Raw genomic sequence first — 19,047 nt, forward strand, 5'->3', positions numbered from 1 at the left:
GCTGATTCACTCGCATCTCACGGAGAACCCCGATGCTCAAAGCCCAGTACCAGACCCGCGGCCCGCAGCCGCAGGACGTGATCGAAGCCGTCGAACTGCAGTTGGCCGCGCCGGGGCCCGGCGAGGTGCGGGTCAAGGTCCAGGCCGCACCGATCAACCCCTCCGACGTGCTCACCCTGACCGGCGAGTACGGCATGCTGCCGCCGCTGCCGGCGATCGGCGGCAACGAGGGCGTCGGCCGTGTCGAGGAACTCGGCGCCGAGGTCAGCAACCTCAAGGTCGGCCAGCTGGTGCTGTTGCCGGTCGGCTGCGGCACCTGGGTCAGCCACCTCAACGCCCCGGCGAACAAGCTGATTCCCCTGCCGGAGGGCGACCCGCAGCAACTGGCGATGATGACCGTCAACCCGCCGACGGCCTCGCTGCTGCTCAGCCAGTTCGTCGACTTGCAGCCCGGTGACTGGGTGATCCAGAACGCCGCCAACTCCGGCGTCGGCAGCTATCTGGTGCAGTTGGCCAAGCTGCGTGGCTTCAGGACCATCAACGTGGTGCGCCGCGAGTCGGCGCTGGCCGCCGTCGAGGCCGAAGGCGGCGACGTGGTCCTGATCGATGGCCCGGACCTGGCCAAGCGTGTGCGCGCGGCCACCGGCGGCGCGGACGTGCGCCTGGGCATCGACGCGGTCGGCGGCGCGGCCACCGACCACCTGGCCGCGTGCCTGTGCGAGGGCGGCGTGCTGGTCAACTACGGCATGATGAGCCGCCAGCCCTGCCAGGTGTCGGCCGCCTCCTTCGTGTTCCGCGACGTCACCCTCAAGGGCTTCTGGCTGGCCAAGTGGTTCCGCCAGGCCACCCAGGCCGAGCAGATGCGGGTGTTCGGCGAACTGACCCAGTTGATCGCCAGCGGCAAGCTGCGCGCGCGCGTGGCCGCCACCTACGACGTCAGCGAGATCAAGCAGGCGGTGGCCGCGGCGGCCAGTGGCGAACGCGACGGCAAGATCCTGATCGTGCCGAAGTAAGCGTCGAGGCTGGGCGGGCATGCGGTGACGCCCGCCTCGTTCAGAACAGCGCCTGCAGCGACTCGGGCCAATGGTCCAGCCACAGCACCAGCGCGCCGAGCGCCAGGTGTACCGACACGATCAGCCAGAATTTCAGCTGGTAGGCGAGTTTGCGATTCTTGTGGCGGAACAGGCGCTGCGCCAGCAGGCCTCCCGGCCAGCCACCCAGCAGCTCATACAGGTGCAGACGCGCCTCGGGCGTGCGCTGCGTGCCGCGAATGGCGAACTGCTTGTCGCGGTAGTAGGCGATGAAGCAGATCAGGCTCATCAGCCCATAGACCAGCAGCAGATAGGCCAGCACCTCGCCCCCAACGAACAGCGGCTGCCGCTGCTCGTGCCACAGCTTGGCCAGGTCGCGCAGCATGGGCGGATAACTGGCGTAGCCACTGACGCTCAAGGCCAGGTTGCTGTGCGCCAGGCTGCAGACCTGATCGCTGTAGAGCACCACGCCGTCGGCCTGCAGGCACTTGTGGACACCGCCCTGCCCCTGCGCCAACGCCGACCACGGCAAAAGCGCGCTCGCCGCCGGCAGGCGCATCGCGCTTACTCGGCGGCCGGCTTGCGCCGCTTGAGCGGTGCCAGGCCGTCCTGGCTGACCAGCACCGGCGCGTCGCTCTTCGGCTTGTTGATCGTGTTGCGCTTGCTCTTGGCCGCGGGCTTCTTCGCCACCGCCTTCTTGCCGCCCTTGGCGTCGGTCTTTTTCTTCTTGGTGCCGGCCGCCTTGCCGGACGCCTTGAGGTTCTTCGGCCCCTGGTAGCTGCCCTTCAGGTCCTTGATGGAGCGCCGCTCGAAACGCTGCTTGAGGTAACGCTCGATGCTCGACATCAGGTTCCAGTCGGTGTGGCAGATCAGCGAGATCGCCAGGCCCTCGGCGCCGGCGCGGCCGGTACGGCCGATGCGGTGCACGTACTCGTCGCCGGAGCGCGGCATGTCGAAGTTGATCACCAGGTCCAGGCCGTCGACGTCCAGGCCGCGGGCCGCCACGTCGGTGGCCACGAGGATCTTCACCGCCCCCTGCTTGAGACGGTCGATGGCCAACTTGCGGTCCTTCTGGTCCTTCTCGCCGTGCAGCACGAAGGTCTTGAACTCGCGGGCCACCAGCTTGCCGTAGAGGCGGTCGGCCTGGACCCGAGTGTTGGTGAAGATGATCGCCTTGTCGTAGGTTTCGTTGGCCAGCAGCCACTCGACCAGCTGTTCCTTGTGGTAGTTGTGGTCGGCGGTGATGATCTGCTGGCGGGTGCCTTCGGCGAGTTGGCTGACCGCGTTGAGCTGCAGGTGCTGCGGGTCCTTGAGCACCTTGGCGACCATCTCGCGCAGGCCGGAACCGCCGCTGGTGGCGGAGAACAGCAGGGTCTGGTGCGGCCCGCTGCAGGCTTCGGCCAGGCGCTGCACGTCTTCGGCGAAGCCCATGTCGAGCATGCGGTCGGCCTCGTCCAGCACCAGCACCTCGACCTCGTCCAGCGGCAGGTTGCCGGCGTTGGCGTGCTCGATCAGCCGCCCCGGCGTGCCGATCAGGATGTCCACCCGGCGCAGCATGGCCGCCTGCGACTTGAAATCCTCGCCGCCGGTGATCAGCCCGGCCTTGATGAAGGTGAACTGGGCGAAGCGCTCGACTTCCTTGAGGGTCTGCTGGGCCAGCTCGCGGGTCGGCAGCAGGATCATCGCGCGCAGGCTCACCCGCGGCTTGGGCGCGCCGTCACCGAGCAGGCGGTTGAGCAGGGGCAGGACGAAGGCCGCGGTCTTGCCGCTGCCGGTCTGCGCGATCACCCGCAGGTCACGCCCTTGCAGCGCCGCCGGGATGGCCGCCACCTGCACCGGGGTGGGCTCGACAAAGTTCAGCTCGGCCACGGCTTTCAGCAGGCGTTCGTGCAGGGGGAATTGGGAAAACACGGGGTCAACCTCGGCAAAATACGGGAATCAGCTGCATAGCCTAACGGTTTCCCGCGCCGTGGCCGAATTTCTTTGTGCAACCGTACCCACTGAATGCGTACCGACCCTTGAACGAATGCCGGTTCAGGCGCTCAATTCAAATGGGATAACCACCAATCGAGTCTGGAGACTGCCATGCACCGTTCCTTGCCCTTGCTGATCTGCAGCGCCCTGACCCTGAGCCTGGCCACGCAAGGCGCCCTGGCGGCGCCGAAAGCCGACAAGCATGGCGCTGGCCATGGCGACGACGTCAGCGTGCACCTCAACGGCCCGACGATCGACATCGGCCGGGTGCGCATCATCCTCGGCGACAACCGTCAGCTGATCGGACCGGTCAGCTCGCTGCCACCGGGCATTGCCAAGAACCTGGCGCGCGGCAAGCCGCTGCCACCGGGCATCGCCAAGCGATTCGACCCACGCCTGGCCAGCCAGTTGCCCCGTTACGATGGCTACGAGTGGCAGCAGATCGGCCGCGACGTGGTGCTGGTGGCCATCGCCACGGGCATCGTCTACGAAGTGCTGAGGAACGTGCTGGACTGATCGCTGCCGGCGCCTTCGCGCAGGTGGCCGACCTTGACGTAGATCAGGCAGCCCGCGCTGGAAAACGGCGTGTGCTTCGAGCCCGGCGGGTTGCGCAACCAGGTGCCGGCCGGGTAGGCGCCGGACTCGTCCTCCAGCACGCCCTCCAGCACCAGGATTTCCTCGCCGCCGGGCTGGCGCTGGAGCGGCACGCGGGTGCCCGGCCCCCAGCGCAGCAGGGCCGTGTGCACCCCGCCGTAGCTGTCCAGCGGCAGCACCCGCAACCCCGGCACCTGGCCCGGCTGCCACTGCGCCGCCCGAGTGTCGAGGCGCGCGCTGCGCTGATCCTCTGACGCCTGGTAGCACAGCTTGACCAACAGCAGGCAGCCCGCCGGGCTGGACGGGGTGTGACCACTGCCCGGGGGATTCTTCAGCCAGTAGCCGGCCGGATACTCGCCATGCTCGTCGACGAACACGCCGTCGAGCACCAGGATCTCCTCACCGCCCGGGTGCAGGTGACGGCTGAACGCCGAGCCCGGGGCATAACGCACCAGCGAGGTGGCGCGGCCGCTTTCCGCGGCAAAGCGCTCCAGGGGCCGACGCTCCACGCCGGGCAGCGGCGAGGCCTGCCAGGCCATGGCCTGGGTGTCGAGCACCACGCGCCGGTCGAGGTCCGCATTGATCCGCATATCATTCACCTGTAGTTGAGCGACGCAGGCGTTCTGCGCGAGTGCGTCGGTTCAGATGCGCCGCTGCTTGATCAGCAGACGGGTACTGTCCCAGGCGACCAGCAGCACCGCCAGCCAGATCGGCAGGTAGGTCAGCAGTTGCCCCATGTCGAAATGCTCACCGAGATAGACCAGGGACACGGCGAACAGCAGCACCGGCTCGACATAGCTGAGGATGCCGAACAGGCCCATCGGCAGTAGCCGGCTGGAGGCCATCATCGCGGCGAAGGCCAGGGTGCCGAGCAGGCCCAGCCCCGGCAGCCACCACCACAGCTGCGGCGCCAGCTCGAAGAGATCCGCCGGCCCCCAGGCGATGATCAGCCAGATGGCGATCGGCGCCAGCATCAGCATCTCCAGGATAAACCCGGACAGCGCGTCCATGCGCATCCAGCGGCGCAGCATGAAGTACGGCGGGTAGCCCAGGGCGGTGACCAGGGTCACCCAGGAAAACGCCTGGGTGCGCCACAGCTCGTGCAACACGCCGATCACCGCACAGAACACCGCCACCTTGAGCAGGGGCCGCAGGCGTTCGCCGTAGAACAACCGCCCGGCCAGCACCATGACCAGCGGCAGGAGGAAGTAGCCCAGGGAGACGTCGAGCATGTAGCCGGCCAGCGGCGCCCAGACGAACAGGCCCCACTGCACGCCGATCAGCAGCGCCGCCACGGGACTGGCCAACAGCAGCAGCGGCTCGCGGCACATGCGCCCGAGCACCGCGGCCAGGGTACGCCACTGCCGGGTCAGCGCCACCAGCAGGAGGATCGCCGGAATCGACCAGAGCACGCGCTGGGCGAACACCTGCACGCCATCCAGCGGCTGCAGTTGCTGCACGTAGCCGGGAATCACGGCGAACAGCACCGAGGCGATCACCGACAGCGCCACCCCACGTCCAGACAGATTCATTGAGTCGCCTTCGCTCCTTGCAGGGTGCCCACCCGACCCAGCATCAATGATGCGGCGATCACCGCGCCGCCCAGACCCAGGCGCAACAGGTCGGCATCTCGATTCCACAGCAGCAGATTCACCAGCAGGCCGGCCGGCACCAGGGCGTTGTTCATTACCGCCAGCGTGCCGCCATCGACCAGGCTGGCGCCTTTGTTCCACCAGTAAAGCCCCAACCCGGAGGCCACGATACCGAGCCAGGCGAGCACGCTCCACTGCAGGGCGCTGCTGGGTAAGCGGGCGGCGTTCCCGAACACCAGGAAGGCCGGCAGGGCCACGGCCAGCGCGCCCAGGTAGAAATAGCCGAAGCGGCGGTAGGGCGGGATGGTCGAGGGATGGCGCGCCAGCAGATGCTTGTACAGCACCTGGCCGGCGGCGAAGGTGGCGTTGGCGATCTGCAGCAGGAAGAAGCCCAGGTAGTAGTCCGCGCCGACATGCTCGTAGCGGATCAGCGCCGCGCCGGCCACCGCCACCAGCGCGGCGACCAGGGCCATCGGATTGAAACAGCGCCGCAAGGCATCTTCGATCAGGGTCACGTACAGCGGGGTGAGCACGGTGAACAGCAGCACCTCCGGCACGCTCAGCACGCCGAAGCTCAGGTACAGGCAGACGTAGGTGACGCCGAACTGCAGGGCGCCGATCAGCAACATGCCGCGGATGAAGCCCGGCGCCACGCCGCGCCAGCGGGTCAGTGGCAGGAACACCAGGCCGGCGATGACGATCCGCGTCAGCACGGCGAAGTAGCTGTCCACCTGACCGGCCAGGTACTCGCCGATCAGGCTGAAGGAAAACGCCCACAACAGGGTCACAACGACTAGATAACGCATGGCCACCTCGCAGAAAACCGGCGACCTTAGCCGCTCGCGGCGCTGGCAACAATCGCGGATGCAGGTGCGGGGCTGGGATGGCGCGGGCGGCAGGCTGAGCTTGCGGCCGGGCCGGAGACGCAGTGCCCCCAGCGTAGCGCTGGGGGGCATAAAAAAGGCCCGAGGGACCAGTTCGCGCTGGTCGACCGGGCAGGGGCGCCCCCAAGGAGCGGAGGGGGCGCGAAGGCAGTCGCCGATGCCTAAAGATTAGGCCACTTGCGCCAGCTTTGCCTGTGCCTCGGCCAAACCTTTTTCCGACATGTCGCCGCCCATGTTGAGACCTTCGGCATGGATGAAGCTGACGTCATGGATGCCGATGAACCCCAGGGCCTGGCGCAGGTAGGGTTCCTGATGATCCAGGCTGCCGCCGGCGTAGATGCCGCCGCGGGCGGTTAGGACGAAGGCACGCTTGCCCGTGAGCAGCCCCTGGGGGCCGTTCTCGGTGTACTGGAAGGTCACCCCGGCACGCAGTACATGGTCGAGCCAGGACTTCAGGGTGCTGGGTATGGCGAAGTTGTACATGGGCGCGGCCAGCACCAGCACATCGGCGGCCAGCAGTTCGTCGCTGAGCCTATTGGACAGCGCCAGGGCGGCCTGCTCCGCCTCGCTCTGCTGCTCGGCCGGGGTCATCCAGCCGCCCAGCAGGCTGGCATCCAGGTGCGGGACCGGCTCCACCGCCAGGTCGCGGACCTGGACGCTGTCGGCCGGATGGGCGGCCCGCCAGCGGGCGATGAATTGCTCGGTGAGTTGACGCGATACCGAACCCTGTTGACGGGCGCTGCTTTCGATTACCAGTACGTGGGACATGATTGGGACTCCATCGTGAGTTGTTGTGTCTCGATGGGCACAGACTATGACCACGCCAGCCGATTAAAAAGCGCAAAAATCGGACATAAAGGATCGACTAAGTTGATTTATTATTTCCACCGATCTAGGCTCACTCCGCGCCGCCAGGCATCGAGGGATAAGCCCGTCCGGACTACTGCAGGGTGCAGGTCAGCTGCACGCGCAGCCTGATGATGCTGCGCGAGAACTTCACGGTCATGTTGCTGCTCTCCCCCGCTGCCAGCACCACCTTGCGGGTGCGCGGCCGCTCGGGGCCATTGCGGAACACCCCAGTGCACTGCGCATCGGTCTGGCCATAGTTGTAGAGCCGCAGCGCGCCCATGTTGTGGTCGATCTCCTGGGTGGTGGCGGACACCTCGGTGCCGTTGAGCTGCTTGTCCAGCTCGATCGGGTAGGCAACAGCGCTCAACGGCAACAGGGCGATCAGGGCACAACAGAGGTTTCGCATCGGGCAGTCTCCAGCAGGGGGCCGCCAGTTTAGGACGATATCGCCGCCGCATGCACCCGGCGTGTCGGGTGAATAGGAGAACATAATGAAAGCGCCACGCGTGACCCTCGATCAATGGCGAACCCTGCAGGCGGTGGTCGATCAGGGCGGCTTCGCCCAGGCCGCCGAGGCACTGCACCGTTCGCAATCCTCGGTCAGCTACACGGTGGCGCGCATGCAGGAGCAGCTCGGCGTGCCACTGCTGCGCATCGACGGGCGCAAGGCGGTGCTCACCGAGGCCGGTGACGCGCTGCTGCGCCGCTCGCGCCAACTGGTCAAGCAGGCCAGTCAGCTGGAAGACCTGGCGCACAACATGGAGCAGGGCTGGGAAGCCGAGGTGCGCCTGGTGGTCGATGCCGCCTACCCCAATGCCCGCCTGGTCCAGGCGCTCAGCGCCTTCATGCCGCAGAGCCGCGGCTGCCGTGTGCGCCTGCGCGAGGAAGTGCTGTCCGGCGTCGAGGACGTGCTCAAGGAAGGCACCGCCGACCTGGCCATCAGCGGCCTGAACATCCCCGGCTATCTCTGCACCGAGATGAGCACCGTGGAGTTCGTCGCCGTCGCCCACCCCGACCATGCGCTGCACCGCCTGCAGCGGGAGCTGAGCTTCCAGGATCTGGAGAGCCAGATGCAGGTGGTCATCCGTGATTCCGGCCGCCAGCAGCCGCGCGACGTCGGCTGGCTCGGCGCCGAGCAGCGCTGGACGGTCGGCAGCCTGGCCACCGCCGCCAGCTTCGTCAGCAGCGGCCTGGGCTTCGCCTGGCTGCCGCGCCACCTGATCGAGCGCGAGCTCAAGGACGGTCTGCTCAAGCCGCTGCCCCTGGACCAGGGCGGCAGTCGCAATACCCGCTACCTGCTGTACTCGAACAAGGACAAGCCGCTGGGCCCGGCGACGCAGATCCTCGCCGAGCTGATCCGCCGCTTCGACGCCGCGCCACTCGACGTGGCCTTCGCCGCCCCCCTGCCGCCCTCCGAAAGGTCCTAGTCCATGGCTTATTTCGACAGCGACGGCTGCCAGCTGCACTACGAGGAATACGGCCACGGCGCGCCGCTGCTACTGGTGCATGGCCTCGGCTCGAGCACCCGCGACTGGGAATACCAGATCGACGACCTGGCCGCCAATTACCGGGTGATCGCCCTCGACCTGCGTGGTCATGGCCGCTCCGACAAACCCCGGGAGCGCTACAGCATCGCCGGCTTCGCCGAGGATGTAGCGGCGCTGATCGAGCACCTGCGCCTGGAGGCGGTGCATCTGGTCGGCATTTCCATGGGCGGGATGGTCGGCTTCCAGCTCGGCGTCGACCGCCCGCAGCTGCTCAGGAGCCTGTGCATCGTCAACAGCTCGCCGGAGGTCAAGGCGCGCAACCTGCGCGAGCGCCTGGAGATCGCCAAGCGCTGGAGCCTGTCGCGCCTGCTCAGCCTCAGGACCATCGCCAAGGGCCTCGGCCGCCTGCTGTTCCCCCACCCGCATCAGGCCGAACTGCGGCGCAAGATCGAGCAACGCTGGCCACAGAATGACAAGCGCGCCTATTTGGCCAGCCTCGACGCCATCATCGGCTGGGGCGTGCGGGAACGCCTGGCGCGCATCACCTGTCCTACCCTGGTGATCAGCGCGGACCGCGACTACACCCCGGTGGCGCAGAAGGAGGCCTACGTCAAGGAACTGCCCGATGCGCGCCTGCTGGTGATCGAAAATTCGCGCCACGCCACACCCCTGGATCAACCACAGCGTTTCAATAGCAGCCTGCTGGCCTTCCTCGCCGAAGTCGAACGGGCCGCCTCCACCCACCACAAGGACCCATGACAATGCTCAAACAACTCGCCCTCGCCGCCTGTACCCTGCTGCTGTCCACCAGCCTGCTGGCCGCGGAGAAGCCCAAGGTGCTGCTGACCACCAGCGCCGGCGAAATCGAAATCGAGCTGGAAGCCGAGAAGGCGCCGATCAGCGTGGAGAACTTCCTCGCCTACGTGGACAGCGGCCACTATGCCGGCACCCAGTTCCACCGGGTGATCCCCGGCTTCATGATCCAGGGCGGCGGCTTCGACGCCGACCTGCAGCAGAAGCAGACCCGCGCGCCGATCAAGAACGAAGCCGACAACGGCCTGCACAACGTGCGCGGCACCCTGGCCATGGCCCGCACCCAGGTGCGTGACTCGGCCACCAGCCAGTTCTTCATCAACCACAAGGACAACGCCTTCCTCGACCACGGCAGCCGCGACTTCGGCTACGCGGTATTCGGCAAGGTGGTGCGCGGCATGGAGGTGGTCGACAAGATCGCCCAGGTGCCCACCGGCAACCGTGGCGGCCACCAGAACGTGCCGCGCGAGCCGGTGCTGATCCTCGAGGCCAAGCGCCTGTAAGCCTGGCCTGCGCCACTCCCCGGCGCCTGCTGCAGGCCGGCCCTCCGGCCCGGCCTGCAGCTGTCATCGACGCGCCTTCATTTCGTCATCATCGCGTCACGGCACTGGAGCAGATTCTCCGCCACCCTCAGGAGGAGTCTCACCATGTCACCACGCTTCATCTGCAAACCCCTCGCCCTCGCCCTGCTGGCTGGCGCATTGAGCGCATGCAGCCTGCAAGGCACCGCACCCGCGACAAGCGCGACGTCACCGAACAACGAGGACTGGTACCAGGTCCGCACCGACAACGAACTCTACGTGTTCGACGACTACCAGGTGTTTCGTGACTTCCTCGCCACCGGCAAGGCGCCCTACCTGAAGGACCTGGAACAGCAGGACAAGTATGGCCAGTCGGTCATCCTCGCCCTGCGCGCCGAGGACCAGGGCAAGGCACTGGAGCAGATCGCCGCCTACCGGTTCCTCAATGTCAGCCTGACGCCGGCCAATCCCTTCTACGGCGAGATCCGCCAGGACGGGGTGATCTACGTGTTCCAGCGCTACGGCGACATGATCGATACCATCAACCTGCGCGAGCCGATCTTCCGTCATACCGAAATCGGCTCCGGCCCGAACGGCGAGCGGGTGGTCTACGGCATGATCAAGGAAGAGAGCAAGCCACTCGCGCTGATCGAGCAGTTCCAGGCTCGCTACAAGCGCTAAGCGCCCGGCCGAGACTCCACGCCCGACGCCGCCCTGGCGCCGGGCGTTTTTCATTGCCTGACCCCTGCCCGTCGAGTGCCGGGCGTGGGAGACGGCAGCCCCTGCGGGGCAAAGGCAACACATCGAAATAAGCGTTCATCGGGGGGCAGCGGCCCGGCTCAGCCCTGCCGATAGGGCAGCAAATCGCGCGCCTGCTCGGCATAGCCCTGCACGCCGCCCCGCTCCTGCTCGAGAAAGTCCGCCACCGCCGCGCGCAGGCCCGGGTGGCAGAGGTAATGCCAGGAACGCGTGAGCACCGGCTCGAAGCCGCGGATCAGCTTGTGCTCGCCCTGGGCGCCGGCATCGAAGCGCTGCAGGCCCTGGGCGATGGCCTGGTCCATGCCCTGGTAGAAACAGGTCTCGAAGTGCAGGCGGTCGAACTCCGCCAGGCAGCCCCAGTAGCGCCCGTAGAGGCTGTCGCCACCGACCAGGCTGAAGGCCATGGCCACCGGCCGGCCGCCCTGGTGCGCCAGCACCACGCGGATGGCCTCGGGCATGCGCGCGGCCAGCAGGCTGAAGAAATCGCGGCTCAGGTAGGGGGCCTGACCGCGCACCCGGTAGGTATTGGCGTAGCAGAGGTAGACGAAGTCCCACTCCGCCTCGCTGAGCTGATGCCCGCCGCGCCAGTCGAAGTCGATGCCCTGGCCGGCCACCTGCTCGCGCTCCTTGCGGATCTGCTTGCGCTTGCGCGAACTGAGCGCGTCGAGGAAGTCCTGAAAATCCCGGTAACCACGATTGCGCCAGTGGTACTGGCAGCCCAGGCGCTCCAGCCAGCCCTCGCGGCCGCGCAGCAGCTCGTCGGCGGCCGGATCGGTGAAGTTGATGTGCAGGCTGGACAGGCCCTGGCGCTCCAGGCTCTCGCTCAAGGCATCGAGCAACCGGCCCGCCGCCAGTGGATCGCCGAGCAGGCGCGGACCGCTCACCGGCGAGAAGGGAATGGCCCCCAGCAGTTTGGGGTAGTAGGCGATGCCGGCGCGGCGGCAGGCATCGGCCCAACCGTGGTCGAACACGTACTCGCCATAGGAATGGTGCTTCACGTAGGCCGGCATGGCCGCCAGCGGCCGCTGCCGCTCGTCCAGCCAGATTTGGTGGGCCGCCTGCCAGCCGCTGCGGCCGCCGACGCTGCCGCTGTCTTCCAGCGCGGCGAGGAAGGCATGGCGCAAGAACGGCTGGCCGGCCGGGAGCAAGGCATCCCAGGTGGCGGCATCGAGTTCACTGAGGTGGTGCAGGGTGGCAATCGGCATGGCCGCAGTCTGGCCCCTCGCGCGGACGAAAAAAAGCCCCGCACGGGGCGGGGCTTCAACGGAGCGACAAGTCTTGCGTCGTAACGCCGGTTGCTTAGAACACGTACTGCAGGCGCAGGCTGACAGCATCGCCGTCGTCATCGCCAGCGGCGTTGCCCGTGTTGTCGACCTTGGCCTTGATGTAGTTGGCCGCCACCTTGACCGATTCGTTGGCGTACCAGTTCACCCCCAGGGTGTGGACCTTGCCCTTGGTATCGACGAAGCCACTCTCTTCGGCCTTGACGTTGTCGTAGCGGTACACCAGTTCCCAGGCGCCGGTCTGCTTGTCGGTCGGCTTGATGCTGTCGAACTTGGCGCCATCCAGCTTGTAGCCACGGGCTTCGCCGGTCAGGGTGTAGGCCAGTTGCACGTTGTAGCCGGTGGCTTCGCGGTCGCCACGGGCCGATCCGGACTTGGCGTCGATATCGCGCATCAGGTATTCGCTCTGCACCGAGAACGGCCCCGTAGCGTAGGCGAATTCCGCACCCCAGGCGCTGTCGCCGTCGAACTGGCCGGCCACGCCGGGGGCGAAGATAATGCGGTCCTGCTTGTTCTTGCCGTTCTCGGTCATGCCCCGCACATTCAGGCGCGAGCGCACGCGGCCATCAAAGTCCTCGACGTCACGCTGCGCGTAATCCACACCGAAGTGCAGCACCTTGCCAGGCTCGGCCATCGGCGCAAACACGCCGCGCAGGTTGTAGCCGCCGTTGGACTGGCCGTCGGCATCCTCGTTCTCGCTGCCCTCGCGGTGGAAGTAGCCGGCCGAACCGTAGAACACGCCGCCGGTCATGCCGGAGACCTGAAGGCCCATGCCGTCCTGCTTGTCGTTGACCCAGTCGGCCAGGTCATAGATCGCCGAGCGCTCGATGGTGCTGATCCACTTGGAGCTGGTGGCCTTCTCCAGGCCGAAGTCCGGGTCGAAACGGCCAACCTTGACCGCCAGGGGCGCGTAGCGGGTGAAGCCGGTGTAGGTCACCGACGCCTCGTCCCACTTACTGGTGCCATTATCGGCGGCGAAGTCCACGTTGAATGCGTACTTCCAGTCCTGGTAGGCGACACCGGAGATTTCCAGGATGGCGCGGCGGAAGTAGGGCTCATCGGAGCGGTTGCCGTTAGCACTGTAGAGGCCATCGAAGCTGTCGACGTCGGCCTGCAGGCGGCCACCGATCTTGAAACCGAACTGCTTGTCGGTGGTGGCGACTTCCAGGCCACCCTTGGTCTTGATCACGATATCGGTGCCGTCGGTGGTGACGGTACCGGCGAAAGCCTGGGCGGAAACGACCAGGGCCAGGGCGCTGGCTGCGAAACCGGCGAAGTGCTTACGGATCATCGAACATTCCCCTAATGGACTTAGTGTTGAAAACACCCGAGCACTCAGGCTCGTTCGTGTTGGAGGGGAATCTTCGCGGCGGAACATTTCAGTGCCGTGGCTGATATATAAATGTTTGATGACAAAGGAACTTTTCCAGCCTGCCGGACTGCAGCGCGAAGCGCCCCTGGCGCAGCTCCGGGCAGTCGCCAGCGCCAGGCGGCACCTGTTGCCTGGTCTGCTGGGAGAGGGGATAGCGCGTACACGCCGGCCAGCCTGCGTGGCGGCAGCGGCATCGGGAAATGGGTTCGGGCGGCGCCAGGCCTGGCTCGCCGAGCGATTCCTGGCGCGAGGAGGAATCAGCCGCCCAGTTCACCGGCCTGGGCAGCGACCTGGCCGTAGTGGGCCTCCAGCACCGCGCTGCGCACACCGGACATGACCTTGAGCAGCTCCGCGCGCGCCTGCTCCCGCGCCAGGCCCCGCTGCTCGAGGATGTTCAGCAGCCGGTCGAACTGCTCCCGGCGTTTATGTCCGGCCTCCGAGTCGTCGCGCCGCGAGCAGCAGGACACCAGCAAGGTGGAACCGCACACGCAGTTGCGGAAGACCTCGACCAGCGGCCCGTCCTCCGGGTCATCGACCCCCTTGAGGCCGGTGATCTCCGGGCGAATCGCCTGGGTCTCGCGGCAGTACTCCTCTTCGCTGGCGAAGGTTCGCCCGCAGTTGCGGCAGCGCTTGGGGAAGTCGTCGAGGCAGAGTGCCTTGAGTCCGGCGTACCAATCGTCATCGGAAGAAAAGCTAGGCATCTGTACTCCCCGGCCCAGGTGTCGAGCCGCTCAGTATAGCCACAGGCGTCATCGCCCCGGACGCGCCAGAGGCCCACCGCAGGCACGGCAGGCCAACCCGGCGCAAACACGGGTGCCTACAGCATATCGCGCCGCTGCCTGGCCAGCGCCTTCGCCAGGGCGTCCAGCTCGGGGCTCTGGCCCTCGGGCAGCTGGCGCAGCACCGCCTGGCTGAGACGCATCTGCCGGATGAAGCGTCGGCACTTGACGCACATCGCCAAGTGGGCGCGCACCGACAGGCGCAGCCGCAGGCTCAGCTGACGATCCAAAAAGTCGCTGGAGTTTGCCACCAGTTCCTTGCAAGTCAGCATTGGCCAGTCTCCTCGAAATGCTCCAGGGTGGCAAAGACCTTCAGACGCGCCCTATGCAGTAACACCCGGACATTGGAGAGCGAGATGTCCAGAAGATTACAGATCTCCTCCAGCTCCAGGCCCTGGCGCTCGCGCAGCAGCAGCACGCTACCCTGCAACTCGGACAGACTGACCAGGGTTTTCTCGAGGCACTCGCGCAGTTCGCTCTCGGCCAGCAGGGCCTCCGGGCTGTCCTGGTGCCAGGCGTGCGGCTCCAGCAACCAGTGGCCGCTTTCGGAGAAACGCTCTTCGCCGATCGAGCCGTGGGGCGCGGGCAGGTCATCCAGCAGCACCTCCCGGCGATTCTGCTTGAGGCGCGTCTTGGCGGCGTTGGCGGTGATGGTCAGCAGCCAGGTCTTCAGGCTGGAGCGCCCCTGGAAACCATCCAGGCTGCGCACCACCGCCAGCCAGGCGTCCTGCACCACCTCGTCGGCATTGCGACTGCCGACGATGGCGAAGGCCACCGCGCGCATGGCGCCCTGATAGCGGGTCACCAGCTCGGCAAAGGCCTGCTGTTCGCCCGCCAGCAGCCGGGCGAGCAATGCACTGTCGGCCGAGTAGTCCATCAGCGCTTACGCAGGATCACGCTGCCGATCGAATAACCGGCACCGAAGGAACTGAGCACGCCCAAAGCGCCACTGGGCAGATCGTCCTGGTGCTTGTGCAGGGCGATCACCGAGCCGGCGGAACTGGTATTGGCGTAGGTGTCGAGAATCACCGGCGCCTCATTGGGCTCGGCATCGCGGCCGAGCAGTTTGCGGGCGATCAGCAGGTTCATGTTGAGGTTGGCCTGGTGCAGCCAGAAGCGCTTGACCTGGCTGACCTCGAGACCGTTCTCCTGCAGGTGCGCGGCGATCAGTTCGGCGACCATCGGGCAGACTTCCTTGAACACCTTGCGCCCTTCCTGGACGAACAGCTTGTCGCGGGCGCCCACGCCCTCCTCGGCGCAGCGGTTGAGGAAGCCGAAGTTGTTGCGGATATTGTTGGAGAACTGGGTCAGCAACTTGGTGCCGACGATCTCGAACTGCTGCGCGGCAGTGGCCAGGTCGGCGCGTTCGACGATCACCGCGGTGCAGGCATCGCCGAAGATGAAGTGGCTGTCGCGGTCGCGGAAGTTCAGGTGGCCGGTGCAGATCTCCGGGTTGACCATCAGCACCGCCCGCGCCTGGCCCAGCTGCACGCTGTTGGCCGCGGCCTGGATGCCGAAGGTGGCCGAGCTGCAGGCCACGTTCATGTCGAAGCCGAAACCCCGGATGCCCAGGGCTGCCTGCACTTCGATGGCCACCGCCGGGTAGCCGCGCTGCAGGTTGGAGCAGGCGACTATCACCCCGTCGATGTCCGCCGCGGTCTTGCCGGCACGCGCCAGGGCCTGCTCGGCGGCGGCTACCGCCATCTCGCAGAGAATGCCCCACTGTTCGTTGGTGCGTTCGGGGATCCGCGGCAGCATGCGCTGCGGATCGAGAATGCCTTCCTTGTCGACCACGAAGCGGCTCTTGATGCCCGAGGCCTTCTCGATGAAGGCACTGCTCGACTCGGCCAGCGCCTCGACCTCGCCACGGGCGATGGCCTCGGCATTGTCGGCGTTGAACTGCTGCACATAGGCATTGAAGGACGCCACCAGCTCGTCGTTGGAAATGCTGTAGACCGGGGTGTACAGGCCGGTACCGCTGATGACGACGTTATGCACGCTCATTCCTCATGTTCGCTGCCGCACCTGGCGGCCGGTTATGCAGGAGCCTGTGGCCAGCACGGGCTGCAGGCGCAGATTCAGGGAGGCGGCGAGACGCCGGCGTTCGGCGCCCTGCCCCTCTTGCAAGGCGCAGAGTGTGCCACAGCCGAGCCGATTTCGTCCGCAGCTCAAACAAGCGACTGACTGGCGGCCTGCAGCGCCGACAGCGACTGCGATTCAGTGTAGCGAGGCGCTGTGCGGCGGCCAGCTCGATTCGCCCGCGACGGCTGGCGGCGGCAATTTCGGCTTGCACACAGGACATCGGCGTGGGGATCATGCCGTTCTGACGGTGAACTTTGCCTAAAGTACAGGTAGCGCTGGCTCGACCGAGCACAATGCGTCCACCCGGAGCCCCAGCAACCCATGCACTCCCCGATGCCACTAGCCCTGAGAATCCTCCTGCTGGCCCTGGCCTTTGCCGTTGCCGGCCGCCTGGCGCTGATGCTGGCCATTGCGCCCGGCTTCGCCAGCGCGGTCTTTCCGCCGGTGGGGATAGCCCTGGCTGCCGTGCTGATCTGGGGCTACCCGATGCTGGTCGGGGTATTTCTCGGCTCGACCCTGCTCAACCTCAGCATCGGCTTCAACAGCCTCGACCAGTTGAGCCTGCAGGACCTGCTGGTGGCCGCCGGCATCGCCCTCGGCACCACGCTGCAGGGGCTGGCGGCCAGCTGGCTGATTCGCAACTTTGTCGGTTTTCCCACCCCGCTCACCGGCCAACGCAGCATTCTCCTGCTGCTCCTGCTCGGCGGGCCGATGGCCTGCCTGATCAGCGCCAGCATCGGCACCGGGGTGCTCTACCTCAGCCAGATAATCGGCGCCGAGGAGTTGCCGTTCAGCTGGTGGACCTGGTGGGTCGGCGACAGCATCGGCGTGCTGCTCTTCACCCCGCTGATGTTCATCCTGTTCGCCGAGCCCCGCCCGCTGTGGCGCAGCCGCGCCAGCAGCGTCGGCCTGCCGTTATTGATCAGCTGCGCGATCATGGTGCTGCTCTTCATCCGCGCCAGCGAAGCCGAGCAGAACAACCTGCGCCTGCGCTTCCACGAGCAGGCGAAGATGATGAGCACCACCCTCAAGTTCCGCTTCGAGCTCTACAGCAAGGCCGCGCAGTCCATCGAACGGCTGTTTGCCTCCTCCGACGCGGTGTCACGCAAGGACTTCGCCCGCTTCGTCGCCAACCTGCCCAGCACCTATCCGGGAATCACCGCGCTGAGCTGGGATGCCCTGATAACCGGTGAGCAGCGAACGGAGTTCGAGGCACGGATGGCCGCCGAAGGCTTGGCGGATTTCCATATCCGCGAGCACGACGGCGCGGGCCAACTGGTCCCCGCCGGACCGCGGCCGTTCTATGTGCCGGTGACCTACGTCGAGCCCTTCGCCCTCAACAGCAAGGCACTCGGTTTCGACGTAGCCTCCATGCCGTTGCGCCGACGGGCCCTGGAGAGTGCCCGTGACAGCGCCCACACGGTAATGACCGCCCCTATCACCCTGATTCAGGACAACGAGACGCCACAGCCCGGGGTGCTGCTGCTGTATCCGGTCTACAAGGGCGACCTTCCACCGTCCAGCATCGCCGAGCGCAGGCGCCAGCTGCGTGGCTACGCGGCAGCAGTCGTACGCATGGCCGACCTGATAGAGAACGCGATGAAGGCCTACCCGGCTGACAGCTATCAGCTGCACCTGGAGGACATCACGGATGCCGAACCGCAGCCCCTCTACGGCCAGGCCGATGCCGCCCTGCCAGCTTATGCAGCGGACCTGCTCTGGGAGGAACAGCTGGAGATCGGAGAACGCCGCTTGCGCCTGGCGATCTCGCCGACCGAGGCCTTCCTGCAGCGCAACCACGGCCTGCAGCCCTGGGCCGTACTGGCAGGCGGCCTGCTGCTGTGCAGCCTGCTCGGCGGCTACCTGCTGACCACTACCGGGCGCGCCGATCAGATCCGCCATGAGGTACGGCAACGCACCCTGGAACTCAGCGAAATCCTGGAGAACGCCGCCGAGGGCATCCTCATCTTCGACGAGCAGGGCCTGATCGAGCGTGCCAACCCTGCCAGCAGCCGGCTGTTCGGCTACGCCACCAGCGAACTGGTCGGGCGTCCCATCGGCAGCCTGATCCCCAGCCTGCGGCCCTGCAGCGCAGCCGCGCTGGACGGACAACTGCGCAAGGCCCTGGAGGTCAGCGGCAGCCATGCGCACGCCAACCAGCTGGAGCTGGAGATCAGCCTGAGCAGCTATGAACTACCGGGACGCCGCCTGTATATCTGCATGCTCCGCGATATCAGCGCACGCAAGCAGGTCGAGCGCCTGAAGAGCGAGTTTATCGCCACCGTCAGCCATGAGCTGCGCACCCCGCTGACCTCGATCAAGGGTTCGCTCGGCCTGCTCACCGCCGGCGCGGTCGGCCCCCTCGGCGCCCAGGCCCACGAACTGGTGCGCATCGCCCAGAGCAACTCCGAGCGCCTGGTCAGCCTGGTCAATGACATCCTCGATATCGAGAAGCTGGAGTTCGGCCACAGCCGCATCCAGCTCACCCGCACCGACCTGCGCCCGCTGCTGCACGAGGCGCTGGCGCACAACCAGGGTTATGCCGACGGCCACCAGGTCAGGCTCAGCCTGGACGACAGCGCCCTGCCCGCCCAGGTGCCGGTGCGGGTCGACGGCCAGCGCCTGCAGCAGGTGCTGAGCAACCTGATCGCCAACGCGGTGAAGTTCTCCGAGCCCCAGGGCCAGGTGGAGATTTCCGCCGAGGTCGTCGATGCCCAGGTCAGGGTCCAGGTGCTCGACCACGGCCCCGGCATCGCCGATGAGTTCCGCGAGCGCATCTTCCAGAAGTTCGCCCAGGCCGACAGTTCCGACAGCCGCCGGCGCGGCGGCACCGGCCTGGGACTGAGCATCTGCAAGACCCTGATCGAACGCATGCACGGGCAGATCGGCTACCGCAGCCAGCTCGGTCAGGGCAGCACCTTCTACTTCAGCCTGCCGCTGGCCGACGCCTGAACCCTCGACAATGCGCGGCCAGCCCTCACCCGTCCGGGCGATGGCTGGAATCGATGCTGTCGTTAACCTCAAGCG

At 66.7% G+C, this 19,047-nt stretch carries 20 protein-coding genes; 7 read left to right on the forward strand and 13 right to left on the reverse strand.

Annotated elements, in window-relative coordinates:
- Window positions 1–32: 32 nt before the first annotated feature.
- Complete coding sequence (locus ACSX1D_RS14495) at window positions 33–1,013, forward strand: zinc-dependent alcohol dehydrogenase family protein (RefSeq protein WP_439859168.1); 981 nt, start codon at window positions 33–35, stop codon at window positions 1,011–1,013.
- A gap of 40 nt (window positions 1,014–1,053) precedes the next feature.
- On the opposite strand, the gene ACSX1D_RS14500 is transcribed toward ACSX1D_RS14495, so the two are convergent.
- Together ACSX1D_RS14500 and ACSX1D_RS14505 are read right to left on the reverse strand one after the other, a co-directional pair.
- On the reverse strand, window positions 1,054–1,590 hold the full coding sequence (locus tag ACSX1D_RS14500; protein WP_439859169.1) for a DUF1294 domain-containing protein: 537 nt from the start codon (window positions 1,588–1,590) through the stop codon (window positions 1,054–1,056).
- Between the two features lie 5 nt (window positions 1,591–1,595).
- Window positions 1,596–2,942 carry a DEAD/DEAH box helicase gene (locus ACSX1D_RS14505; protein ID WP_439859170.1) on the reverse strand — a complete coding sequence of 449 codons (1,347 nt, stop codon included), beginning with the start codon at window positions 2,940–2,942 and terminating at the stop codon, window positions 1,596–1,598.
- A 174-nt stretch (window positions 2,943–3,116) separates the two neighbouring features.
- On the opposite strand from ACSX1D_RS14505, the gene ACSX1D_RS14510 reads away from it, so the two are divergent.
- Complete coding sequence (locus ACSX1D_RS14510) at window positions 3,117–3,521, forward strand: anti-virulence regulator CigR family protein (RefSeq protein WP_439859171.1); 405 nt, start codon at window positions 3,117–3,119, stop codon at window positions 3,519–3,521.
- Here ACSX1D_RS14510 and ACSX1D_RS14515 read toward each other — a convergent pair.
- From ACSX1D_RS14515 to ACSX1D_RS14535, 5 genes are all read right to left on the reverse strand, one after another.
- The gene (locus ACSX1D_RS14515) at window positions 3,491–4,189 is read right to left on the reverse strand and encodes a cupin domain-containing protein (RefSeq protein WP_439859172.1); all 699 of its coding nucleotides are present in this window, start codon (window positions 4,187–4,189) and stop codon (window positions 3,491–3,493) included. The genes ACSX1D_RS14510 and ACSX1D_RS14515 overlap by 31 nt on opposite strands.
- Window positions 4,190–4,240: 51 nt before the next feature.
- Window positions 4,241–5,131 (reverse strand): EamA family transporter RarD, encoded by an 891-nt coding sequence (gene rarD / locus ACSX1D_RS14520; RefSeq protein ID WP_439859173.1) that lies wholly within the window; start codon window positions 5,129–5,131, stop codon window positions 4,241–4,243.
- Window positions 5,128–5,997 (reverse strand): carboxylate/amino acid/amine transporter, encoded by an 870-nt coding sequence (locus ACSX1D_RS14525; RefSeq protein ID WP_439859174.1) that lies wholly within the window; start codon window positions 5,995–5,997, stop codon window positions 5,128–5,130. Before ACSX1D_RS14525 ends, rarD begins: the two co-directional genes overlap by 4 nt.
- 246 nt (window positions 5,998–6,243) lie before the next feature.
- Window positions 6,244–6,843 (reverse strand): FMN-dependent NADH-azoreductase, encoded by a 600-nt coding sequence (locus ACSX1D_RS14530; RefSeq protein ID WP_439859175.1) that lies wholly within the window; start codon window positions 6,841–6,843, stop codon window positions 6,244–6,246.
- A gap of 172 nt (window positions 6,844–7,015) precedes the next feature.
- Window positions 7,016–7,330 carry a 3-phosphoglycerate kinase gene (locus ACSX1D_RS14535; protein WP_439859176.1) on the reverse strand — a complete coding sequence of 105 codons (315 nt, stop codon included), beginning with the start codon at window positions 7,328–7,330 and terminating at the stop codon, window positions 7,016–7,018.
- A gap of 85 nt (window positions 7,331–7,415) precedes the next feature.
- Here ACSX1D_RS14535 and ACSX1D_RS14540 point away from each other — a divergent pair, with 85 nt between their 5' ends.
- The 4 genes from ACSX1D_RS14540 to ACSX1D_RS14555 all read left to right on the forward strand — a co-directional run bounded on the left by ACSX1D_RS14540 (window position 7,416) and on the right by ACSX1D_RS14555 (window position 10,426).
- Window positions 7,416–8,351 carry a LysR family transcriptional regulator gene (locus tag ACSX1D_RS14540; protein WP_439859177.1) on the forward strand — a complete coding sequence of 312 codons (936 nt, stop codon included), beginning with the start codon at window positions 7,416–7,418 and terminating at the stop codon, window positions 8,349–8,351.
- A 3-nt stretch (window positions 8,352–8,354) separates the two neighbouring features.
- Window positions 8,355–9,170 carry an alpha/beta fold hydrolase gene (locus ACSX1D_RS14545; RefSeq protein ID WP_439859178.1) on the forward strand — a complete coding sequence of 272 codons (816 nt, stop codon included), beginning with the start codon at window positions 8,355–8,357 and terminating at the stop codon, window positions 9,168–9,170.
- Between the two features lie 2 nt (window positions 9,171–9,172).
- Window positions 9,173–9,727 carry a peptidylprolyl isomerase gene (locus tag ACSX1D_RS14550; protein ID WP_439859179.1) on the forward strand — a complete coding sequence of 185 codons (555 nt, stop codon included), beginning with the start codon at window positions 9,173–9,175 and terminating at the stop codon, window positions 9,725–9,727.
- A gap of 144 nt (window positions 9,728–9,871) precedes the next feature.
- On the forward strand, window positions 9,872–10,426 hold the full coding sequence (locus ACSX1D_RS14555) for a hypothetical protein (protein ID WP_439859180.1): 555 nt from the start codon (window positions 9,872–9,874) through the stop codon (window positions 10,424–10,426).
- Between the two features lie 158 nt (window positions 10,427–10,584).
- Here ACSX1D_RS14555 and ACSX1D_RS14560 read toward each other — a convergent pair whose 3' ends face one another.
- From ACSX1D_RS14560 to ACSX1D_RS14585, 6 genes are all read right to left on the reverse strand, one after another.
- Window positions 10,585–11,709: a GNAT family N-acetyltransferase gene (locus tag ACSX1D_RS14560; RefSeq protein WP_439859181.1), complete on the reverse strand. Its 1,125-nt coding sequence runs from the start codon at window positions 11,707–11,709 to the stop codon at window positions 10,585–10,587.
- Between the two features lie 94 nt (window positions 11,710–11,803).
- Window positions 11,804–13,078, reverse strand: coding sequence for an OprO/OprP family phosphate-selective porin (locus ACSX1D_RS14565; protein ID WP_439859182.1), 1,275 nt, complete (start codon window positions 13,076–13,078; stop codon window positions 11,804–11,806).
- A 338-nt stretch (window positions 13,079–13,416) separates the two neighbouring features.
- Window positions 13,417–13,860 carry a hypothetical protein gene (locus tag ACSX1D_RS14570; protein WP_439859183.1) on the reverse strand — a complete coding sequence of 148 codons (444 nt, stop codon included), beginning with the start codon at window positions 13,858–13,860 and terminating at the stop codon, window positions 13,417–13,419.
- A gap of 116 nt (window positions 13,861–13,976) precedes the next feature.
- Window positions 13,977–14,210: an anti-sigma factor family protein gene (locus tag ACSX1D_RS14575; RefSeq protein ID WP_439859184.1), complete on the reverse strand. Its 234-nt coding sequence runs from the start codon at window positions 14,208–14,210 to the stop codon at window positions 13,977–13,979.
- The gene (locus ACSX1D_RS14580; protein WP_439859185.1) at window positions 14,204–14,815 is read right to left on the reverse strand and encodes an RNA polymerase sigma factor; all 612 of its coding nucleotides are present in this window, start codon (window positions 14,813–14,815) and stop codon (window positions 14,204–14,206) included. The genes ACSX1D_RS14575 and ACSX1D_RS14580 overlap by 7 nt, the downstream gene beginning before the upstream one ends.
- A complete protein-coding gene (locus ACSX1D_RS14585; protein WP_439859186.1) occupies window positions 14,815–15,936 on the reverse strand; it encodes a beta-ketoacyl-ACP synthase III in 1,122 nt (373 codons plus the stop codon). Before ACSX1D_RS14585 ends, ACSX1D_RS14580 begins: the two co-directional genes overlap by 1 nt.
- Before the next feature lie 417 nt (window positions 15,937–16,353).
- Between ACSX1D_RS14585 and ACSX1D_RS14590 the strand changes: the two genes are divergently transcribed.
- Window positions 16,354–18,972, forward strand: a complete 2,619-nt coding sequence (locus tag ACSX1D_RS14590) for a CHASE domain-containing protein (RefSeq protein WP_439859187.1) — start codon at window positions 16,354–16,356, stop codon at window positions 18,970–18,972.
- Window positions 18,973–19,047 lie beyond the last annotated feature (75 nt).

The organism is Pseudomonas sp. MBLB4136, assembly GCF_051904765.1.
Lineage (GTDB): Bacteria > Pseudomonadota > Gammaproteobacteria > Pseudomonadales > Pseudomonadaceae > Aquipseudomonas.

Coding starts and splice junctions, on each gene's coding strand:
- ACSX1D_RS14495 (WP_439859168.1), top strand. CDS start 33: ATGCTCAAAGCCCAGTACCAGACCCGCGGCCCGCAGCCGCAGGACGTG.
- ACSX1D_RS14500 (WP_439859169.1), bottom strand. CDS start 1,590: ATGCGCCTGCCGGCGGCGAGCGCGCTTTTGCCGTGGTCGGCGTTGGCG.
- ACSX1D_RS14510 (WP_439859171.1), top strand. CDS start 3,117: ATGCACCGTTCCTTGCCCTTGCTGATCTGCAGCGCCCTGACCCTGAGC.
- ACSX1D_RS14515 (WP_439859172.1), bottom strand. CDS start 4,189: ATGCGGATCAATGCGGACCTCGACCGGCGCGTGGTGCTCGACACCCAG.
- rarD (WP_439859173.1), bottom strand. CDS start 5,131: ATGAATCTGTCTGGACGTGGGGTGGCGCTGTCGGTGATCGCCTCGGTG.
- ACSX1D_RS14525 (WP_439859174.1), bottom strand. CDS start 5,997: ATGCGTTATCTAGTCGTTGTGACCCTGTTGTGGGCGTTTTCCTTCAGC.
- ACSX1D_RS14530 (WP_439859175.1), bottom strand. CDS start 6,843: ATGTCCCACGTACTGGTAATCGAAAGCAGCGCCCGTCAACAGGGTTCG.
- ACSX1D_RS14535 (WP_439859176.1), bottom strand. CDS start 7,330: ATGCGAAACCTCTGTTGTGCCCTGATCGCCCTGTTGCCGTTGAGCGCT.
- ACSX1D_RS14540 (WP_439859177.1), top strand. CDS start 7,416: ATGAAAGCGCCACGCGTGACCCTCGATCAATGGCGAACCCTGCAGGCG.
- ACSX1D_RS14545 (WP_439859178.1), top strand. CDS start 8,355: ATGGCTTATTTCGACAGCGACGGCTGCCAGCTGCACTACGAGGAATAC.
- ACSX1D_RS14550 (WP_439859179.1), top strand. CDS start 9,173: ATGCTCAAACAACTCGCCCTCGCCGCCTGTACCCTGCTGCTGTCCACC.
- ACSX1D_RS14555 (WP_439859180.1), top strand. CDS start 9,872: ATGTCACCACGCTTCATCTGCAAACCCCTCGCCCTCGCCCTGCTGGCT.
- ACSX1D_RS14560 (WP_439859181.1), bottom strand. CDS start 11,709: ATGCCGATTGCCACCCTGCACCACCTCAGTGAACTCGATGCCGCCACC.
- ACSX1D_RS14565 (WP_439859182.1), bottom strand. CDS start 13,078: ATGATCCGTAAGCACTTCGCCGGTTTCGCAGCCAGCGCCCTGGCCCTG.
- ACSX1D_RS14570 (WP_439859183.1), bottom strand. CDS start 13,860: ATGCCTAGCTTTTCTTCCGATGACGATTGGTACGCCGGACTCAAGGCA.
- ACSX1D_RS14575 (WP_439859184.1), bottom strand. CDS start 14,210: ATGCTGACTTGCAAGGAACTGGTGGCAAACTCCAGCGACTTTTTGGAT.
- ACSX1D_RS14580 (WP_439859185.1), bottom strand. CDS start 14,815: ATGGACTACTCGGCCGACAGTGCATTGCTCGCCCGGCTGCTGGCGGGC.
- ACSX1D_RS14590 (WP_439859187.1), top strand. CDS start 16,354: ATGCCACTAGCCCTGAGAATCCTCCTGCTGGCCCTGGCCTTTGCCGTT.